At 66.6% G+C, this 17,183-nt stretch carries 14 protein-coding genes; 12 read left to right on the top strand and 2 right to left on the bottom strand.

What is annotated here, in order from left to right; translation table 11 throughout:
- Nucleotides 1-3: 3 nt before the first annotated feature.
- The 9 genes from NBY65_RS00975 (at nt 4) to modD (ending at nt 10,060) form a co-directional block, all read left to right on the top strand.
- Nucleotides 4-837 carry a class I SAM-dependent methyltransferase gene (locus tag NBY65_RS00975; RefSeq protein ID WP_150041005.1) on the top strand — a complete coding sequence of 278 codons (834 nt, stop codon included), beginning with the start codon at nt 4-6 and terminating at the stop codon, nt 835-837.
- Between the two features lie 571 nt (nt 838-1,408).
- A complete protein-coding gene (locus NBY65_RS00970) occupies nt 1,409-2,482 on the top strand; it encodes an ABC transporter substrate-binding protein (protein WP_150041004.1) in 1,074 nt (357 codons plus the stop codon).
- 13 nt (nt 2,483-2,495) lie between these two features.
- A complete protein-coding gene (locus NBY65_RS00965; protein WP_150041003.1) occupies nt 2,496-3,503 on the top strand; it encodes an ABC transporter permease in 1,008 nt (335 codons plus the stop codon).
- A complete protein-coding gene (locus NBY65_RS00960) occupies nt 3,497-4,312 on the top strand; it encodes an ABC transporter ATP-binding protein (RefSeq protein WP_150041002.1) in 816 nt (271 codons plus the stop codon). Before NBY65_RS00965 ends, NBY65_RS00960 begins: the two co-directional genes overlap by 7 nt.
- A gap of 250 nt (nt 4,313-4,562) precedes the next feature.
- Entirely contained in the window at nt 4,563-5,720 is a 1,158-nt protein-coding gene (locus tag NBY65_RS00955; RefSeq protein ID WP_150041001.1) for an ABC transporter substrate-binding protein, read from the top strand.
- A gap of 33 nt (nt 5,721-5,753) precedes the next feature.
- Nucleotides 5,754-6,740: an acyl-CoA dehydratase activase gene (locus NBY65_RS00950; RefSeq protein ID WP_150041000.1), complete on the top strand. Its 987-nt coding sequence runs from the start codon at nt 5,754-5,756 to the stop codon at nt 6,738-6,740.
- Nucleotides 6,741-6,745: 5 nt separating this feature from the next.
- Nucleotides 6,746-7,945: a 2-hydroxyacyl-CoA dehydratase subunit D gene (locus NBY65_RS00945; protein WP_150040999.1), complete on the top strand. Its 1,200-nt coding sequence runs from the start codon at nt 6,746-6,748 to the stop codon at nt 7,943-7,945.
- A 24-nt stretch (nt 7,946-7,969) separates the two neighbouring features.
- On the top strand, nt 7,970-9,187 hold the full coding sequence (locus NBY65_RS00940; protein WP_150040998.1) for a 2-hydroxyacyl-CoA dehydratase family protein: 1,218 nt from the start codon (nt 7,970-7,972) through the stop codon (nt 9,185-9,187).
- A gap of 3 nt (nt 9,188-9,190) precedes the next feature.
- On the top strand, nt 9,191-10,060 hold the full coding sequence (modD, locus tag NBY65_RS00935) for a ModD protein (protein WP_150040997.1): 870 nt from the start codon (nt 9,191-9,193) through the stop codon (nt 10,058-10,060).
- 27 nt (nt 10,061-10,087) lie between these two features.
- Here modD and NBY65_RS00930 read toward each other — a convergent pair whose 3' ends face one another.
- The gene (locus NBY65_RS00930) at nt 10,088-11,230 is read right to left on the bottom strand and encodes a YncE family protein (protein WP_150040996.1); all 1,143 of its coding nucleotides are present in this window, start codon (nt 11,228-11,230) and stop codon (nt 10,088-10,090) included.
- 623 nt (nt 11,231-11,853) lie between these two features.
- Here NBY65_RS00930 and NBY65_RS00925 point away from each other — a divergent pair.
- The 3 genes from NBY65_RS00925 (at nt 11,854) to ssuD (ending at nt 16,603) form a co-directional block, all read left to right on the top strand.
- Nucleotides 11,854-13,866 carry a 2-hydroxyacyl-CoA dehydratase gene (locus NBY65_RS00925; RefSeq protein ID WP_150040995.1) on the top strand — a complete coding sequence of 671 codons (2,013 nt, stop codon included), beginning with the start codon at nt 11,854-11,856 and terminating at the stop codon, nt 13,864-13,866.
- Nucleotide 13,867: 1 nt separating this feature from the next.
- A complete protein-coding gene (locus tag NBY65_RS00920) occupies nt 13,868-15,163 on the top strand; it encodes a 2-hydroxyacyl-CoA dehydratase family protein (protein ID WP_150040994.1) in 1,296 nt (431 codons plus the stop codon).
- A 276-nt stretch (nt 15,164-15,439) separates the two neighbouring features.
- Complete coding sequence (gene ssuD, locus NBY65_RS00915; protein ID WP_150040993.1) at nt 15,440-16,603, top strand: FMNH2-dependent alkanesulfonate monooxygenase; 1,164 nt, start codon at nt 15,440-15,442, stop codon at nt 16,601-16,603.
- A gap of 65 nt (nt 16,604-16,668) precedes the next feature.
- Here ssuD and NBY65_RS00910 read toward each other — a convergent pair whose 3' ends face one another.
- Nucleotides 16,669-17,130: a MerR family transcriptional regulator gene (locus NBY65_RS00910; protein WP_150040992.1), complete on the bottom strand. Its 462-nt coding sequence runs from the start codon at nt 17,128-17,130 to the stop codon at nt 16,669-16,671.
- Between the last annotated feature and the right edge of the window lie 53 nt (nt 17,131-17,183).

Raw genomic sequence — 17,183 nt, 5'->3', positions numbered from 1 at the left:
TACGTGTCGCAGCTCAGCCTTGCCCTCGATACCGAAGACCTGGCTCAATACTACGAAGAGGTCAGCGCCAACCGCCAGTTCAGGGTTGGTACGGAACTTGTTGCGGCACTTGGAATCGCGCCGGGAGAGCGCGTGCTGGATGTCGGCAGCGGCACGGGCCTGCTGGCCGCGCATATTGCCACGCTGGTGCAGCCGGGTGGCACGGTGACCGGAATCGACCCCTTGCCGCTGCGCATTGCCCTGGCGCGGCAGAAGAATCTGGCGAATGCCCGTTTCGAGGTTGGCGACGCCAATGATCTGAGTGCCTTCGCCTCGGCGAGCTTCGATGTGGTTCTGCTCAACGCGGTCTTCCATTGGTTGCCGGAAAAGCGCGGTCCGCTGCACGGGTTTGCCCGCGTCCTGGCACCGGGGGGGCGCCTGGGCATCTCGACCGGCTCTCGCGAACACCGAGGGGCTCTGCAGACCATCAAGGCCGAGGTGCTCGCCCGCCCGCCATTCAACCAGTATCCGCAGGCCCGGGATGGCGTGCCGCACCACATCACGGCAGCGGAATTGCGGGATCTGCTGCAGGAGGCGGGGTTCATCATCCGCAGCCTGGAGATCGTGCCGACGCGGCATCTGCTTCCCGATGGCGATGCGGCGGTGCGTTTCTCCGAAGCCAGCTCGTTCGGCAATTTCCTCGGGCATCTTCCCGTGCAGATCCGCGAGCAGGCCAGGCAGGCCATCGTGGAGGAACTCGACCGTGGGCGTACGGACGAGGGAATCGTGCTGGGGGGCGCCCGGGTGGTGGCCATTGCCCACACGCCGTCCGCAGATGGCGCCCCGGCTCAGGCCTGAGCCGGGCGCCGGTGGCAAAAATACATATTATGGACGTGCATAAAGATAATCTGCTTGCCAAGCGGGTGGATGCTGCCTATGGTGTGACGGCGAAGATCACACCGGTGCGGTGTAACTGAGCGTTTCCTCTCTCAAAACTTGGCGGCGCTTCGGCTCCGCCTTTTTTTTTGCCGGTCTGGCCAGAAGGCGGAAAAAGCCTTGGCTGGCCAGCCAAGACACTACGGAATCAAGTTTAATCGTTGACTTACAGTAGCGGTACGTGGAATCATTTCCGTAGCTGAGTCGGTTTCGAGGCCTGTTCGGAGAACCCCGGGTTCATGCCGTATCGTGCAATCGCCATTCGCACCAACGCGTCCGTGCCGGATTCGGGGCGTGGCGGTGCCATGCCTCTCAGCGTGTCCATCTGCTGTCAGTGTCGGCGGAACCGCTCTCCCTGACGATTCGCCGGCCCACCTTCACAACAGCAATTCATGGCCTGGGCATCACGGTGTCCCGGGCAGGTTGCGCACCCAGGCCGGTCGTTCGCCACGGCCGGCTTTCCCGACGTCGATAAACGAGCAAGAGGGGTTTGATGCCTCACCGTCATTCCGGCCGCCGTGCCTTGTTACGGGCCGCCCTGGCTGCCGCGGCAGTTCCGATGGTCGTCCCCGGTGGCCGCGTTCTGGCGAGCAGCCGTTACCCGGTCTTGCCATCCGGTCTGCCCAACCCGGATATCTGCCGCGCCGCCGTCACGGCGCCCGTGGTCCTGCCGCAGCCACGCTCCCTGAAGCTGACCTGGAATGCCAACGCCATCTGCACGGTCGGCGTGCCGGTCGCCAGGGAGAAGGGCTTCTTCACCCGGCACAACCTTGATGTGGAAATGGTCAATTTCGGCGGCTCCACCGATCAATTGCTGGAGGCGATCGCCACCGGCAAGGCCGATGCCGGCGTCGGCATGGCCCTGCGCTGGCTCAAGCCGCTGGAGAGCGGCTTCGACGTGAAGATCGCCTCCGGCATCCACGGCGGGTGCCTGCGCCTGTTCACCCGTCCCGGCAACGGGATCGCGCGCCTGGCCGACCTTCGCGGCAAGACCATCGGCGTTTCCGATCTGACCGCCCCGGATCGCAACTTCTTCGCGATCCTGCTGCAGCAGGCCGGTATCGATCCGGCGCGCGAGGTGGAGTGGCGCGTATTCTCCGCCGACATTCTGCCGGTGGCCTTGCAGAAGAACGAGATCCAGGCCTTCAGCCTGGGGGATCCGCTCGGCTGGCTTGCCCGTGAGCGGGACGGGCTGGTGGAACTGGCCACCAATCTTTCCGGCGCTTACCAGAATCGAGTCTGCTGCATCCTGGGCGTGCGTGGCAGCCTGATCCGCCAGGAACGTGAGACGGCGGTGGCACTGGTGCAGGCGCTGCTGGATGCGCAGGCCTGGGTGGTCGCCAATCCCGACGCCGCAGCCGCCGTGTTCGCGCCCTATGCCAAGGCACGGCCGGAGCAACTGGCGGCGATGCTGCGCAGCCAAACCCATGCCCACGCCCCATTGAACGCCGATCTGCGGCACGAAATCGCCCTCTATGCCAGCGAACTGAAGCAAGTGGCGGTGATCAAGCCGGGGACCGACCCCGCACGCTTCGCCGAACGCGTGACGGTCGATCTGCTTTCCTGACAGGAGAACGAACATGAGCGCAACCGCGGGTATCAGTCCCGCTTCCGACCAGAACGTCGATGTGTTGATCGTGGACGTGCCGCGGCCCGTCCCGTTGCTGGCCATCGCAGGCCTGGCCTGGTTCGCGGTCGCCGCCCTGGTGCTTGGTCTTCCGAACGTACAGGAAGTGGAGCGTACCTGGCTTCTGGCGGTGCTGTCGGCCAGCACCGGGGGCGTGCTCCTGGTGCTCTGGGCCGGTGGCTTCATCGTGCCGCTGCTGGCGCGAACGGGGCGCTGGGCCGCCTGGTCCCTGGCGATCGCCGTCTGGCTTGCCGCGTGGGAACTGGTCACGGCGAAGTACGACCTGCTGCCACTGCCCTTCTTCGCCTCGCCGCAGGCCTTCGTCGAGGTCTACACCGATGACGCGCCGCGCCTGCTCGATTGCCTGTGGCGATCCCTGCTGCTTCTCGGCAAGGGCTATGCCATTGGCGCCGCGGTAGGCTTCCTGTCGGGGGTTGGCCTGGGCTGGTCGACGCGGATCGGCTACTGGGTTCACCCGGTGCTGCGCCTGATCGGCCCGCTGCCGGCAACCGCGTGGATTCCACTGGCCTTCTTCGTCTTCCCGACCAGCGGCAGCGCCAGCGTCTTCCTGATTGCGCTGGCAACCTGGTTCCCGACCACGGTGCTGACCTGGTCCGGTGTCTCGGCGGTGCAGACGGCCTATTACGACGTGGCCCGCACGCTCGGCGCCAGCCAGCGCTTCCTGGTCCTGAAGGTGGCGATCCCGGCGGCCCTGCCGCATGTCTTCGTCGGCCTGTTCATGGGGCTCGGTTCTTCCTTCGCCGTGCTGGTGGTCGCCGAGATGCTGGGGGTGAAGTCCGGGCTCGGCTGGTACCTGCAATGGGCGCAGGGCTGGGCCGCCTACGCTAACATGTATGCCGCGCTCTTCATCATGGCGGTGATGTGCTCGGCGCTGATCACGCTGCTGTTCCGTGCGCGGGATCGGCTGCTGGCCTGGCAGAAGGGTCTGGTGCAATGGTGAGTGCAGCCCTCGAACTTCCAGAAGTGTCGGCACCGGCACCGGTCGTGTCCAAGGGGGGCGCCGCGCTCTCCGTGCAGGGCGTCAGCCATGGTTTCGTCCTGAACAAGGAACTGCTCCGGGTGCTGCAGGACGTGACGCTGACGGTCGAGCCGGGCGGCTTCGTCGCCCTGCTGGGGCCGTCCGGCTGCGGCAAGTCGACCCTGCTGCGCCTCGTGGCCGGGCTCGATGCCCCGCGTCGCGGTCGGTTGCTGGTCGATGGCGAAGTGGTGACGAAGCCAGATCCCTCCCGCGTCGTGGTATTCCAGGACCCCACGCTGTTTCCCTGGCGCACCGTCTGGCAGAATGCGGCGCTTGGACTGGAAGCGCAGGGCCTGCTGAAAGGACATCGCAACCGGGTCGACGACGTGCTGTCACTGGTTGGCCTTGCCGAGTTCGCCGGGGTCTATCCGCATCAACTCTCGGGCGGCATGGCGCAGCGTGCCTCGCTGGCCCGGGCGCTGGTGAACGATCCGCGGCTGCTGATCCTCGACGAGCCGCTGGGCAAGCTCGACAGCCTGACGCGGCTGGCGATGCAGGGCGAAATCACGCGGCTGTGGCAGCAACGTGGCTTCACCGTGCTCATGGTCACGCATGACGTGGAAGAAGCCCTGTTGATGGCCCAGCGGGTGATCGTGTTCAGCGATCGTCCCGCCACCATCCGGGCCGATCTGCGAGTGGATCTCGCCTATCCGCGTCGCCGCGATCATCCCGAGATCCTGCGCCTGCGCCGCGAGGCGCTCGGCATGCTCGGGCTCGAGGCGACCTGGTAGAAGGACAGGGCAGGCGGAAGCGGACAACGGGCATGAACGCCTGTTTCCGCTTCCGCCGTCACCTCCCGCGCCATCGGGGGGTGGGAGGGCCGCCCTCCATAATATGCTAAAATACTTCGTTATTTTTTCATAAAACATCAGAGATTCGTTTGTTGCTATTGATGAACACCTGAAAGCGGTACATTCTCCGCCTGGTCGCGCCATCGCTCCTGCCGGGAGCCGCGCGCGGCTGCCTTCAGGAGACATCAGCATGACGCGCCAAGGCGGGGAGATCCCCGCGACAATCCAGTCAGAGACGCAGGATGCCGTTCGGACCAGCCCGGTCCTGCGTCGCGGCTTCATCGGGGGGATGGCCGCCGGCATTGGCCTGCTGGCGGGCGTGGCGGCCCGGCCCTCCGCGAGCTACGCCGGTTCGCGCGGTGCGGCAGCCCTGCCGCGGGATCTGCTCGACAGTTCGATCTGCCGCGTTGCCGCCGTAACCGAAACGCCGGCGCCGCTGGCGGGACCGCCGCGTCATCTCCGCTTTGCCTATAACGGCACGGGCATCTGCACCGCGGCTGTGCCGGTTGCGCTGCATCGCGGCTATTTTGCCAAGCAGAATCTGGAAGTGGAGTTCGTCCAGCTCGCGGGTTCGACCGACCAGATGCTGCAGGCCCTGGCCACCGACAAGGCGGATGTCGGCGCCAGCATGCTGCTGAACTGGCTCAAGCCGCTGGAGCAGGGTTTCGACGTCAAGCTGACCACCGGCCTGCATGGCGGATGCACCCGCCTGCTGGTGCGTCGCGATTCCGGCTTCACCGGCATCACCGACCTCAAGGGCAAGACCATCGGCGTATCCTCCCTTGCCGGTTCGCCGCGTCATTTCTTTGCCATTCTGCTGTCGCGCCACGGCATCGACCCGGACACGGGCGTGAACTGGCGGGAATTCCCGGCCGACCTGCTGCCGGTGGCGCTGCAGCGCGGCGAGGTGCAGGCCTTGGCCGATTCCGATCCGGCCGTCTGGCTCACCCGGCTGCGCAGCAACGGGGAACTGGTGGAACTCGCCTCCAACCTCTCGGAGAACTACGCGACCTTGTCCTGCTGCACGCTCGGCGTCCGCGCGGCGCTCTACCGTGATGAGCGGGCCACGACCGCGGCGCTCACGCGGGCGATGCAGGCAGCCGCGCACCACGTCGCCACCCAGCCGGACGACGCGGCCGAGATCTTCTCCAAATACACGCCCAAGGTGCCGGTGACGGAGCTTGCGGCCATGTTGCGCAGCCACACCCACGATCATGCCCCGGCCGGGGCGGTGCTTCGCCGCGAGGTCGTGCAGATCACGAGCGACCTCAAGCGTGCACGCATCATCAAGCCGTCGACCGATCCGGTGAAGCTCGCCGATCGCGTGGTCGTCGACGTGCTGAGCTGATCATCACAACAACCGGGGACCGGGACGGCAGGCATGAAGACAGAATCGATCGTTGGCACGGCAAGCTGGAAATATGCGCCGCCGGATCCGGTCATCGGCTTTGATATCGGCTCGCGCGGATCGAAAGGCGTCCTGCTGACGCCCGATGAGATCCACACCGCCTTTATCCCGACCGGCCTGTACATGCAGGAATCCGCGGACGAGTTGCTGACGCGCCTGCTGCAGCAGGCACGGCTGCGCCGGCGTGACGTCGCCTACATCGTCGGCACCGGCTATGGCCGGATCTCGCTGAAATACGACGATATCCCGTATCAGGTCGTGACCGAGATCACCTGCCATGCGATGGGCGCCCATGCGCTCAATCCGGGCACCCGCACGATCATCGACATCGGTGGGCAGGACTCGAAGGCGATCAAGGTCGACCCCGCGACCGGCAAGGTCGTGGAGTTCGTCATGAATGACAAATGCGCCGCCGGCACCGGGCGCTTCCTCGAAAAGGCGGCGGTGCTGCTCGGGCTGGAGCTGCACGAGCTTGGGCCGGTGGCGCTGGAGGCGACGGAACCGGCGCCGATCAGCAGCCAGTGCGTGGTCTTCGCCGAGTCCGAGATGATCTCGCTGCGGGCACGCGGCGAACGGGTGGGTGATACGGCCGCGCGCGCCAATATCGCCGCCGGGATTCACTTCGCCTCGGCGCGCCGGGTCCGCTCGCTGCTCGGCCGGGTAGGGATCGAGCCGGAACTCGTGTTCACCGGTGGCGTGGCCAACAATGTCGGGATGTGGCATGCGCTCGAGGAACTGATCGGCGCCAAGTTCACGCGCAACCCGATCGACATGATCTATGCCGGTGCGCTGGGGGCCGCGGTGCATGCCGGCCGCTTCCACACCGCCGCCCTGGCGGCGGGCACGGCAAAGCGGCGGCGGACCCGCAGCGTTGCAGCCGCTCCGAAGCGGAAGGCGCCCGTGCGCGCGTCGCGCTGCGCCGGCAGCGAAACACCGAAATCCCTAGCAGAGGTGGAGTGAGCATCATGGCGACACCACGCACGGCTGAGCCTTCGCTCAGTCCCGACCTGTTGCCGATCCATGCGCTGATCGAGGCCGAGCAGAGCGCCTTCATCGACAAGCAGGATGACACGAAGCGGGCCGGATATTTCTGCGCCTATACGCCGCCGGAACTGCTCAATGCGGCCGGGCTGCGCCATGCGCGCCTGTTCAAGGCCGGCGACCCCGACATCGTGGCCCAGGGCGAGCGCTACACCCAGAGCGTCTTCTGCGACTTCAGCAAAAGCTGCATCGGCGGCTTCGACCAGAAGAACGGCGATCCCTTCTATCGGGCCGTCGACAAGCTCTACAATTTCCACACCTGCGCTTCGATGAAGCGGGCGTCGGAGCTGATCGAGCGCTGGGTTCCGACCACGCTGCTGAACCTGCCGCGCCTGCGCGACCAGGCGGAGTCGCGCGGCTTCTTTCGCGATGAAATCGTCCATTTCCGCAATGACGTCGCGGAACTGGCCGGTCGGTCCATCACCGAGGACGATATCCGGGCCCAGATCGTCCTGTTCAACAAGGCCCGGCAACTGATCCGGAAGTTCTCGGAGCTGCGCAAGCAGCCGATTCCGCCGTTGTCCGGCAAGGACTTCCTGGAACTGGTGCGCGGCTATTATTACCTTCCCCCGGAAAAGCTGCTGCCTGTCTACGAGAAGCTGTACCGCAAGCTGAGCCGGGCGAAGCGCAAGGGCGCCCCGCCGGTGCGGCTGATGATCTCGGGCAGCATCGTGGCGGACGGTGACCGCCGCCTGGTGGAGCTGATCGAGGACGAGATCGGCGCGCGCGTCGTGGTCGAGGATCACTGCACCGGGCTGCGGCCGTTCACCCATACGCTGCGCGAGGACGGCGATCCGTTCCAGGCGCTGGCCGACGGCTATCTCGACCAGGCGCCCTGCGCCCGCATGAAGCCGCTCGATGACAGCGTCGAGTTCTCCGGGAAGCTGGCGCAGGAATACGCGGCGGACGGCGTCGTGTTCGTCTACCTCAAGTTCTGCGCCTGCTACGGCGTCACCAAGCTGGAGTTCCTCAGCCACTTCCAGAAGCTCGGCATTCCGGTGCTGGAAATTTCCAGCGACTATTCGCAGAGCGATCACGGGCAGCTCAAGACGCGCCTGGAAGCCTTCGTCGAGATCCTCAATGACCGCCGGGCCGAAGCCGTGGCCGCCTCGGCCGCCGAGTGACCCGAGGAAAAAGGAACACATCCCATGGGTGACGTGCTTGCACTCGATCCCCGGTCCGGTCATGCGACCCACGGTCCTGACCGTGCCGGCGTGGACTCGAAAGGTCTGAAGGCGCTTGAGGCAATCGCCAGCAACTACTCGCTGGACAGCATCTACAAGCAGGCCGATGCGGGAAAGCAGGTGATCTGGGGCGGATGGAGCTGGGAATCACCGCTGATCTTCGCCTGCGACACCATCCCGGTCGGCTATGACCAGCTCTGGGCGATCGACAGCCGCAAGTCGGAAGCCATCGCCGAGGACCATTTCCAGGTGCCGGGCGAGTTCTGCTCGATGATCAAGGCCATGCTCGGCCGCCTGCACACGGATCGCGAGCAGAAGATCAAGCGCATCCTGCATTTCGGGTCCGGCTGCGAGCCGATCAATTCGGTGCTGGAACTGGCCAGGCGGGATGACTACGACATCCATATCATCGACACGGTGTCGGCGTTCCGGCTGCAGGAGAAGCGTGAGCACGGCATCGCCTTCCTGGTGCACGAGCTGCAGCGGATTTCCCGCTGGCTGACCGGCAAGCCCGCCGACGAGGCGCGGGTGGCGGAGGAAATCCGCCGCAAGAACAGCGTCATCCGCAAGGTCCGGCGCGTCCTGGAACTGCGGGCCCGGCATCCGCTGTTCATCCCGGGCAGCCACACCAAGCAGATCTTCATGGGGGCGATGCACAGCTACGGCGATCTCGATGCCTTCGGCGCCGTGCTGGACCAGTTGATCGCGGAGCTCGAGGAGCTGGAGATCAACAAGCTGCCGAGCAGCTATATCCCGCTGGTGGTGGCCGGCAGCATCGGCAACCAGCGCATCTTCGACGCGATCGAGGAGTCGAACGGGGCCATCGTCGGCTGGGTGTATCACGGCACGCACGAGTACCGTGAAGACGTTCCGCCGCTGGAATCCCTCGCGCATTTCGTGCTGGACGCGCAGGGGCGTGGCGACCTGGGCGAGGCGGTGGGGGCGTCGGTCGCCTACCGGCGCATCCTGGTCGAGGAAGAGGTGCGCAAGACCGGCGCGCGGGGGATCATCTCCTCGTCGGTGATCGGCTGCCCTTACGCGAGCCTGATGCAGCAACTGGAACGCGATCACTTCAAGGAGCTCGGTGTGCCGCTGATTGCGCTCGAGACCGATGTGCACCGGGAGCCGCCGACCGAGGAGCAGATCATGCGCATCAAGGCCTTCATCGAAATGTTGTCCTAGGTCATGACGGGCATCCTCGTGCCGGTGCCGGAGGCCGACATCGACCGCCTGATCGCGGAGGATGTCGGATTCGGCGACCTGACCACCACGGCGCTGGGAATCGGGGATGTCCCGGCCGTCATCCGCTTCACCGCGCGCCATCCTTTGGTCGCCTGTGCGACCGAGGAGGCGTCGCGGATCCTCACCCGGCTCGGGGCCAGCGTCCGTCTGCTGGTGCGCTCGGGCCGGGCCGTCGATCCGGGGACGCTGCTGCTGGAAGCACACGGATCGGCGGCGGTTCTGCACGCGGGTTGGAAGGCGGCACAGACCCTCGTGGAATGGGCTTCCGGTGTCGCCAGCGCGGTGCATGACCTGCGTCAGGCTGCGACGGCGGTTGCGCCGGGGATCGTGGTGGCCTGCACGCGCAAGGCGAGCCCGCTGAGCCGGGGGCTGTCGATCAAGGCGGTGCTCGCCGGTGGGGGAACCATGCACCGCACCGGGCTGTCCGATACGGTGCTGGTGTTTCCCGAGCATCGTGTCTTCCTGCCGGCGACCGACCCGGCGGACCTGGTCGGCCGGCTGCGCGGCGCCGTTCCGGAGCGCCGGATCGTTGTCGAGGTGAACGACGCGGAGACGGCGCTGCGCTTTGCCGCGGCGGGGGCCGATGTGCTGCAACTGGAAAAGTTTACGCCCGAGGAGGTGTCGGAGGTGGCCAGGGCGCTGGCGCGTCTGCCGCATCCGCCGGTGCTGGCGGCCGCGGGCGGCATCAACGTCGGCAACGCCGCCGCCTATGCGGCATCGGGCGCCGGAATCCTGGTGACGTCCTGGCCCTATACGGTCGGGCCGCGGGATGTCCAGGTGCGGCTTGGACCGGAAGCGGCGGTCGACTCCTGAACGCGCCTGTCTGATCGGGGGCTGCCGCTAATGGCAGATCCCCCATCCCCCGGCGATGAGCGCCGTCAGGGGAGCGTGGCTGAGGTCGAGGATGGCGGTGATGCGCCGGGTCGCGCCGTCCACCACCACGATGCTGGCGGGATCGCTGATGGGCAGGTACAGCTTGCGGCTATCCGCCGTGACCGCGCCGCGCAGCGGCGTGCCGGGAAGCCCGATCGCTCCCGCGGGGCGTAGCGTGTCGAGGTCGAAGATCAGCAGTTTCCGTGCCGCCCGGCTTGGCACGAAGGCGACGCTGTCGAGCCAGGCGCTGTAGACGCCGTTCATGTCCGCGGCCGCCTTGAGCACGGCCGATTCTTCAAGCCGTTCGGCGCGAAAGATCGTCAGCGTGGCTGCGGTGTTGTTGGGAACCAGCAGGTAGGTGCCGGTGCCTGAGGGAAAGATGCCTGTTGCACCGGCGCCGGAGGCAAGCCGGGCGGCAAGGCGACCTTCCTCCAGGTCGAAAACGCCGATCTGTCCGCCATCCTGTGGTTGTACCAGCAACCGTCTCCCGTTCGGGGTGCGGGCGAGGGCGGTGATGCCGCCGTGCAGCGGCTGCGTGGAGATCTCGTGGGTCAGCCTGGCATTGGCCACATCGACCACGCCGATGCCGGCCATGCCCTCGGCGGCCACGAAGATCATCGTGTCCTGTTCGGCGAACATGACATCCCGCAGCGGGGGCAGGCCTGTTACCACCGACAGGAGCCTGTCCTCGTTCAGGTCGATCAGGGCGATCTGGCCGGCGGCCGGATCGGCGGCTGCAAGCAGGCGTCCGGTCACCCCGAGCGACAGCGTCCGGGCGGGCAGGGGCAGATCGATCGTGACGGACTCACCGGTAAAGACATCCACCACGCTGATCCGCGGCGACTGGCCATCCGTGGCCACCAGCTTGGCGCGCTCGCGGCTGACCAGAACCTGTCGCGGAATGACGCCCAGCGTCAGGACATCGACGATGCGATCGGTGTCGGCATCGATGATGGTGGTCGTCGGTGTGGCCACGCCTGGAACGAAGACATAGCGGCGAATGTCGAACAGCGCGGGATCGGTGCCGGCCAGGCGTGCTGCCGCAGGCCGCGCCGCCAATGCTACGGCGCCGAATGCCAGCGCCCGGCGTCGGGAAAACGCACGCGTCATCTGCAGGCAGCGTCGCGTTGCTTCACCCGGGCCTTGGTCACGGCACGATTCCTTGACATGCGATGGCGGAAATTCAGTGCGGAACTGCATTCTCATTGATTCCACTGCAGGATAGCGCAGTCAATATAACTTATCTTGCGGGATCGTGGTTTGGCGCCTGCCCATCATCGTGACCAGCGGTGCGGCGTGGCCGGGCCTGTCCCGGCCATCCCTATGCGCATTTTCAGTCGTAAAAAATTCATTGCACGCGGGAGAATGGTTTTTTATCCTTTGACACAGGAGCCGCGGCGTCGACCCAGCTTCCCTGGGCCCCCATCCGCCTGGAGGCATGCTTTGCTCTCCGGGCCGCGTCAGATGCCTGAAGCTTCGCCCTCACCGTCTGCGTGGCTGTACCCGGAGGTTTTCACGTGAGCGCCGTCGATGTTCTGGGCCAGGGTTTCACGCCCGGCCTGTCCCGTGGTGCCAATGCCGGCTGCGGCAGGAAGGCGATGGTGATCGGATGCATGGTCGTCACGGCTCAGCGGAGGATGGCTGCCGGCGGTGCGATCGGCGCCACAGTCCCGGCACGGCGATACGCCCCCACAGGCTGTGCCTGAGCCGTCGGAATCGGAGGGAACAGAGCGATGCCCAGCATCAAGGATGTCATCGATCCGGCTTTCGTGGATCGTATCACCGCCAGCACCGTGCTGGGAATCGACATTGGCTCGCGCGCCGCGAAGGCGGTGCTGCTGCATGACGGCCAGGTGTTCTTCGCCCAGGTCGCGACCGGCGTGAACATGCAGGTCACCGCCGACGAACTGCTCGAGGACGTGCTCGCCAGCGCCGGCCTCGCGCAGGACGACATCGACTACATCGTCGGCACCGGGTATGGCCGCATCGCGCTGCAGTTCACCCGCATCCCCAGCGAGATCGTCACCGAGATCTCCTGTCATGCGATGGGGGCGCATTTCCTCAATGCCGCCACCCGCACGATCATCGATATCGGCGGCCAGGATTCGAAGGCGATCCAGGTGGATCCCGATACCGGCAAGGTCGCCAAGTTCATCATGAACGACAAATGCGCCGCCGGCACCGGGCGTTTCCTCGAAAAGGCGGCGGGGTTGCTGGATTTCGCCGTCAAGGAGATCGGCACGGCTTCACTGCAGGCGCAGAGCCGCCCGCTGATCAGCAGCCAGTGCACGGTCTTCGCCGAATCCGAAATCATCTCGCTGCGGGCCCGCGGCCTGCCGCGCGAGGACATCGCGGCGGGCATTCACTTCGCCTCGGCGCGGCGGGTGCGCAACCTGGTCAGCAAGGTGCCGCTGCAGGAAGACCTGGTCTTCACCGGCGGCGTCTCCAACAACAGCGGCATGAAGCACGCCCTGGAAGTGCTGATCGGCTTCCCGATCCGGCCGACGCGGGTCGATGCCGTCTATGCCGGGGCTCTTGGCGCCGCCATCTACGCCCAGCAATTCGCCGGTGAGCAGCGGCAGGCGCAGGTTCGCGTGCAGCGCCCCGCCGGTACCGATCTTGCCGACATCACCGAACGCATCGCCCAGGCCGAGGCCTATTTCATCGCTCGCACGGACACCAAGAAGGCGGCCTATCTCTGCAACTACGTGCCGGTGGAACTGCTCGGCGCCTCCGGGGCGGCCTATATCCGCCTGCTGAAATGCGGCACGGCGGAGGATGTCTCCCGCGGCGAGCGCATCACCAAGGCGGTGTTCTGCGATTTCACCAAAGCGGTGCTGGGGCAGTTCGAGACCAAGGCACCGATCAACAACGCCGTCGATCAGGTCTTCACCTTCTACACCTGCGACGCGATGCGGGCCACCTCACAGGCGATCGACAATTTCTACCGTCCGTCGCGCGGCTACATCGTGCCGCGCAACGCCACGGAAGAAGGGGCCCGCAATTTCTTCCGCTCCGAGATCCTCAGCTTCCGCCGCGACCTCGAGAAGCTGACCGGGCACGAGATCCATGACGAGGACGTGCAGGCGCAGATCCGCCTGTACAATCGCGTCCGCGCGCTGGTGCGCGACATTTCCGCCCTGCGCAAGCGCCGCAATCCTCCGCTCGATGGCCGCGCCTTCCTCGAGATCACCCGTGCCGCCGCGACGCTGGAAGCCGAGGAACTGATCCCGCTGCTGGAAGAGGTGCAGGGCCGCCTCGCGCGCGTGCCGGACGAAGGCCCGCGGCGACTGCGCCTGCTGATGTCGGGCGGCATCATCGCCGATGGTGACCGGCGGGTGCTCGACATGGTGGAAGACGAGATCGGCGCCGTCATCGTCGCCGAGGATCATTGCACCGGCCTCAGCCCGTACTACCAGGACACCGACCCCAACGGGGATCCCTGGCGCGCGCTTGCCGATGCCTATCTCGACCGTGCCCCCTGCGCCCGCCAGGTGCCGCTGGAGCGGCGGATCCAGTTCTCGGTTGACCTGGCGCGCGAATACAAGGTGGACGCCGTGCTGTTCACCTACCTGAAGTTCTGCCCCTGCTACGGCCTGACCAAGGGCAAGTTCATCGCGGCCTTCCAGGAGGCGGGCATCCCGGTGCTTGAACTCGGCACCGACTATTCGCAAGGGGACCTGGGCCAGATCAAGACACGCCTCGATGCGTTCATCGAGGTCCTGACCGAGAAGGCGGATATCTGACATGGTACCGGAAGGCGTGAGCACCGATGTGGACGGGCTGACCCTGCGCGATCTGGCGCGGGTGGGCCAGGGCACCCACACCGGACCGATCCAGACCAGCGAGGCGCTGGAAAGCCAGCTTGCCTACATCGCCGAAACCCGGCATGCGCACGGCTATTCCCGTGCGGTGGACCGTCTGTTCGAACTGGTGCTGAGCTACGTCCAGGACGCCGAGGATGCCTGGCGGCGCGGCGAGAACGTCGCCTGGATCAGCGCCCCGCTGATGCCGATCTATTACGCCAACGGCGTACTGGCGATCCCGCTGAGCGAACTGGCACGGCTTGGTTCGGTGGACGCGCTTGCCGCGGCCGAGGATTACTTTCAACTGCCCAAGGAATCCTGCTCGATGGTGGGCTCGATCCTGGGCGAGTTCTACCTGCGCAGCGGCCGCACGCCGCCGCGCATGGTGGTCTACAACGCGCAATGCGAGCCGCTGAACCTCGCCTGGGAACTGCTGAAGGGCGAAGGCTACGAGGTCTTCCGCGTCGAGTCGGTGAATCGCCCGAACGCCGAGGACGACCCGGAGCGCGTCGCCCAGTTGCAGGCCTTCCTCATCGACGAGATCCGGCGCCTGTCGCTCTGGCTCACCGGCAAGCCGATCGACGAGGCCCGGCTGGGGGCGGAAATCGTGCGTTCCAACCGCATCATCGGCAAGATGCGGCGCATGTTGCGGCTGCGGGTGCAGAACCCGCTGTATATCCGCAGCCTGGCGACGGTCTACATGCTGGCAGGCATGTCGACCTATTACGGCAAGCCGGAACAGTACGAGGAAACCCTCGACCTGCTGATCGAGGAACTGGAAGCCAACGCCGCGGCGCCGATCCCGCACGAGAAGGTGGTGCGCCTGGCCTGGGTGGGCGGGCGCGGGCAGGAATTCGGCGTCTACAAGACGCTCGACGATGCCGGTGGCGCGGTTACGTCATGGCATTCGGCCGATGACTGGACGCGTGACTACCGCACCGACCTGCCGCCGCTGCAGGCCTTCGCCGATTACCTGATCACCGCGCGCACGCTCGGTTCGCCGGTGCGCCAGCGCAAGCGCATCGAGGAGTACCTGCCGGAATTCGGCGCCAGGGGGATCCTGTTCTACGGCTATATCGGCTGTTCCTTCGGCAGCGTGCATCGCGAGATCCAGGCCGAGTATTTCCAGCGCCTCGGCTATCCTTCCATCTTCCTTGAAGGCTCGTTCCAGGTCGGGCCGCCGACCGGGCAGATGCTGACGCGGGTGCGCGCCTTCGTCGAGATGCTGTCGCGCTGACCACGCCGGTCACGGCAGCGTGATATTTTAAGGCGCTATTTCAGACCGTTGAATATCTTGACTGCTGTGTGTCGTGCGTAGAACTCTTTGGTGTCGGCAGCATCTCCTGCCGACACCAATTTTTCGCCACGCTGGCGCCCCGCGGCGGTTCGGCCGCGGGGCGTGGCCGTTCCGGCTTGCCGCTGGCGGCCGGACCATCATCCAAAACCATGAAACGGGGGATCACATGACCATCACGAAAGGGGCCCGGCGCACCCGCCTTGCGGGGGAACCGGCATGACGCGCCCGCTCGACTTCCTCTGGTTCCTGCCGACCAGCGGCGACGGGGCGCATCTCGGCTCGGCGATCGGCCAGCGGCCGGCCAGCAACCGCTACCTGCGGGAAATCGCGCAGGCCATCGACCGGCTCGGCTATTACGGCGTGCTGCTGCCGACCGGGCGGGGCTGCGAGGATGCCTGGATCACCGGCGCCTCGATCGTCACCCATACCGAGCGGCTGAAATTCCTGATCGCCCTGCGCCCGGGCGTCACGTCCCCGGGGGAATCGGCCCGCCAGGCGGCGGCGTTCGACCGGCTCAGCAACGGGCGGCTGCTGCTCAATGTCGTCGCCGGCGGCAATCCGGCGGATCTGGCCGGGGACGGGCTGTTCCTTGGCCATGACGAGCGCTACGAGCAGGCGGGGGAGTTCCTGCAGATCTGGCGTGGCCTGATGCAGGGCCGGACGGTCGATTTCGAGGGCCGCTACCTGCGTTCACGTGGTGGCAAGCTGGTTTTTCCGCCGGTGCAGGCGCCCTATCCGCCGCTCTATTTCGGCGGGTCCTCGCCGCCGGCGCACCAGCTCGCGGCCGAGCAGGCGGATGTCTATCTCACCTGGGGCGAACCGCCGGCGCAGGTGGCCGAGAAGATCGCCGATGTGCGCCGGCGCGCCGCCCGCGTCGGGCGGACGCTGCGCTTCGGCATCCGCCTGCACCTGATCGTGCGGGAGACCGACGAGCAGGCCTGGGCCGCGGCGGATCGCCTGATCGCCCATCTCTCGGACGACGTGATCGCCGCGGCCCAGCACAGGCTGACGGCAGACTCCGATTCCGAAGGCCAGCGGCGCATGGTGGCGCTGCATGGCGGCGACCGCGGCCGGCTGGAGATCAGCCCCAATCTGTGGGCCGGGGTCGGGCTGGTGCGGGGCGGGGCCGGCACGGCGCTGGTCGGCTCGCCGGCGACGGTGGCCGCGCGCATCGAGGAATATCGCGCGCTCGGCATCGACACCATCGTGGCCTCGGGCTTCCCGCATCTGGAGGAAGCCTACCGTGTCGCCGAATGGCTGTTCCCGAGGCTCGACCTGTCGACCGGACCGGCGGAGCAGCATCTGGTGAACCCGGCCGCGATCTTCGCCGGCGGCGGCGCCCTTTCGGCGAACGCGCCGGAATTCGCGGGGGCGCGCTGATCGCGGCTCCGGCCCCGTCCGGTGCCGCGGTGCCGCGGTGCCGCGGTGCCGGGCGGGGCCGTGGATCACGGCGTGGGGTGGATGTCGCCGCCCGCGTGATCGGGGCTGGCGCAATGGCCGTGGGTGTGGTCGGCGAGGGTTTCCAGGATGCGGCACTCGGCAGCGAGGCCGCCCCGGCAGGTTTCGGTCATGCGGGCCAGTTCGATCCGCAGCGCCTCCAGCCGGCGCAGCTTGTCCTCCACCATGGCAAGCTGGGCCGCGGCCAGGGCATGGGCTTCGTCACAGGCGCGGTCCGGGTGGTCGGACAGCCGCAGCAGCGCGCGCACGGCATCGAGCGGGAAGCCAAGCTCGCGCGCGTGCCGGATGAAATCCAGCCGCGCCAGGTGCGCCGCGCCGTAGATGCGGTGCCCGCCGCTGCTGCGTGCGGGCGGTGGCAGCAGGCCGACCTCTTCGTACCACCGGATCGTCTGCACCTTGCAACGGGTGCGCCGGCTGAGTTCGCCGATGCTCAGGGACACGGATTCCATGCCTGACAGTTAAACCCTGGGGCTTGAATCTCAAGTCGCTGGAGGTCCCATAA

It is taken from the genome of Rhodovastum atsumiense (genome assembly GCF_937425535.1).
Classification (GTDB): domain Bacteria; phylum Pseudomonadota; class Alphaproteobacteria; order Acetobacterales; family Acetobacteraceae; genus Rhodovastum; species Rhodovastum atsumiense.
The sequence above is the reverse complement of the archived record's forward strand: the minus strand, read 5'-3'. Positions and strand labels throughout refer to the sequence as shown.

Excerpts from the sequence above, each read along its gene's own strand:
- NBY65_RS00970 (WP_150041004.1), top strand. The coding sequence starts at position 1,409 with ATGCCTCACCGTCATTCCGGCCGCCGTGCCTTGTTACGGGCCGCCCTG.
- NBY65_RS00965 (WP_150041003.1), top strand. The coding sequence starts at position 2,496 with ATGAGCGCAACCGCGGGTATCAGTCCCGCTTCCGACCAGAACGTCGAT.
- NBY65_RS00960 (WP_150041002.1), top strand. The coding sequence starts at position 3,497 with ATGGTGAGTGCAGCCCTCGAACTTCCAGAAGTGTCGGCACCGGCACCG.
- NBY65_RS00955 (WP_150041001.1), top strand. The coding sequence starts at position 4,563 with ATGACGCGCCAAGGCGGGGAGATCCCCGCGACAATCCAGTCAGAGACG.
- NBY65_RS00950 (WP_150041000.1), top strand. The coding sequence starts at position 5,754 with ATGAAGACAGAATCGATCGTTGGCACGGCAAGCTGGAAATATGCGCCG.
- NBY65_RS00945 (WP_150040999.1), top strand. The coding sequence starts at position 6,746 with ATGGCGACACCACGCACGGCTGAGCCTTCGCTCAGTCCCGACCTGTTG.
- NBY65_RS00940 (WP_150040998.1), top strand. The coding sequence starts at position 7,970 with ATGGGTGACGTGCTTGCACTCGATCCCCGGTCCGGTCATGCGACCCAC.
- modD (WP_150040997.1), top strand. The coding sequence starts at position 9,191 with ATGACGGGCATCCTCGTGCCGGTGCCGGAGGCCGACATCGACCGCCTG.
- NBY65_RS00930 (WP_150040996.1), bottom strand. The coding sequence starts at position 11,230 with ATGACGCGTGCGTTTTCCCGACGCCGGGCGCTGGCATTCGGCGCCGTA.
- NBY65_RS00925 (WP_150040995.1), top strand. The coding sequence starts at position 11,854 with ATGCCCAGCATCAAGGATGTCATCGATCCGGCTTTCGTGGATCGTATC.
- NBY65_RS00920 (WP_150040994.1), top strand. The coding sequence starts at position 13,868 with ATGGTACCGGAAGGCGTGAGCACCGATGTGGACGGGCTGACCCTGCGC.
- ssuD (WP_150040993.1), top strand. The coding sequence starts at position 15,440 with ATGACGCGCCCGCTCGACTTCCTCTGGTTCCTGCCGACCAGCGGCGAC.
- NBY65_RS00910 (WP_150040992.1), bottom strand. The coding sequence starts at position 17,130 with ATGGAATCCGTGTCCCTGAGCATCGGCGAACTCAGCCGGCGCACCCGT.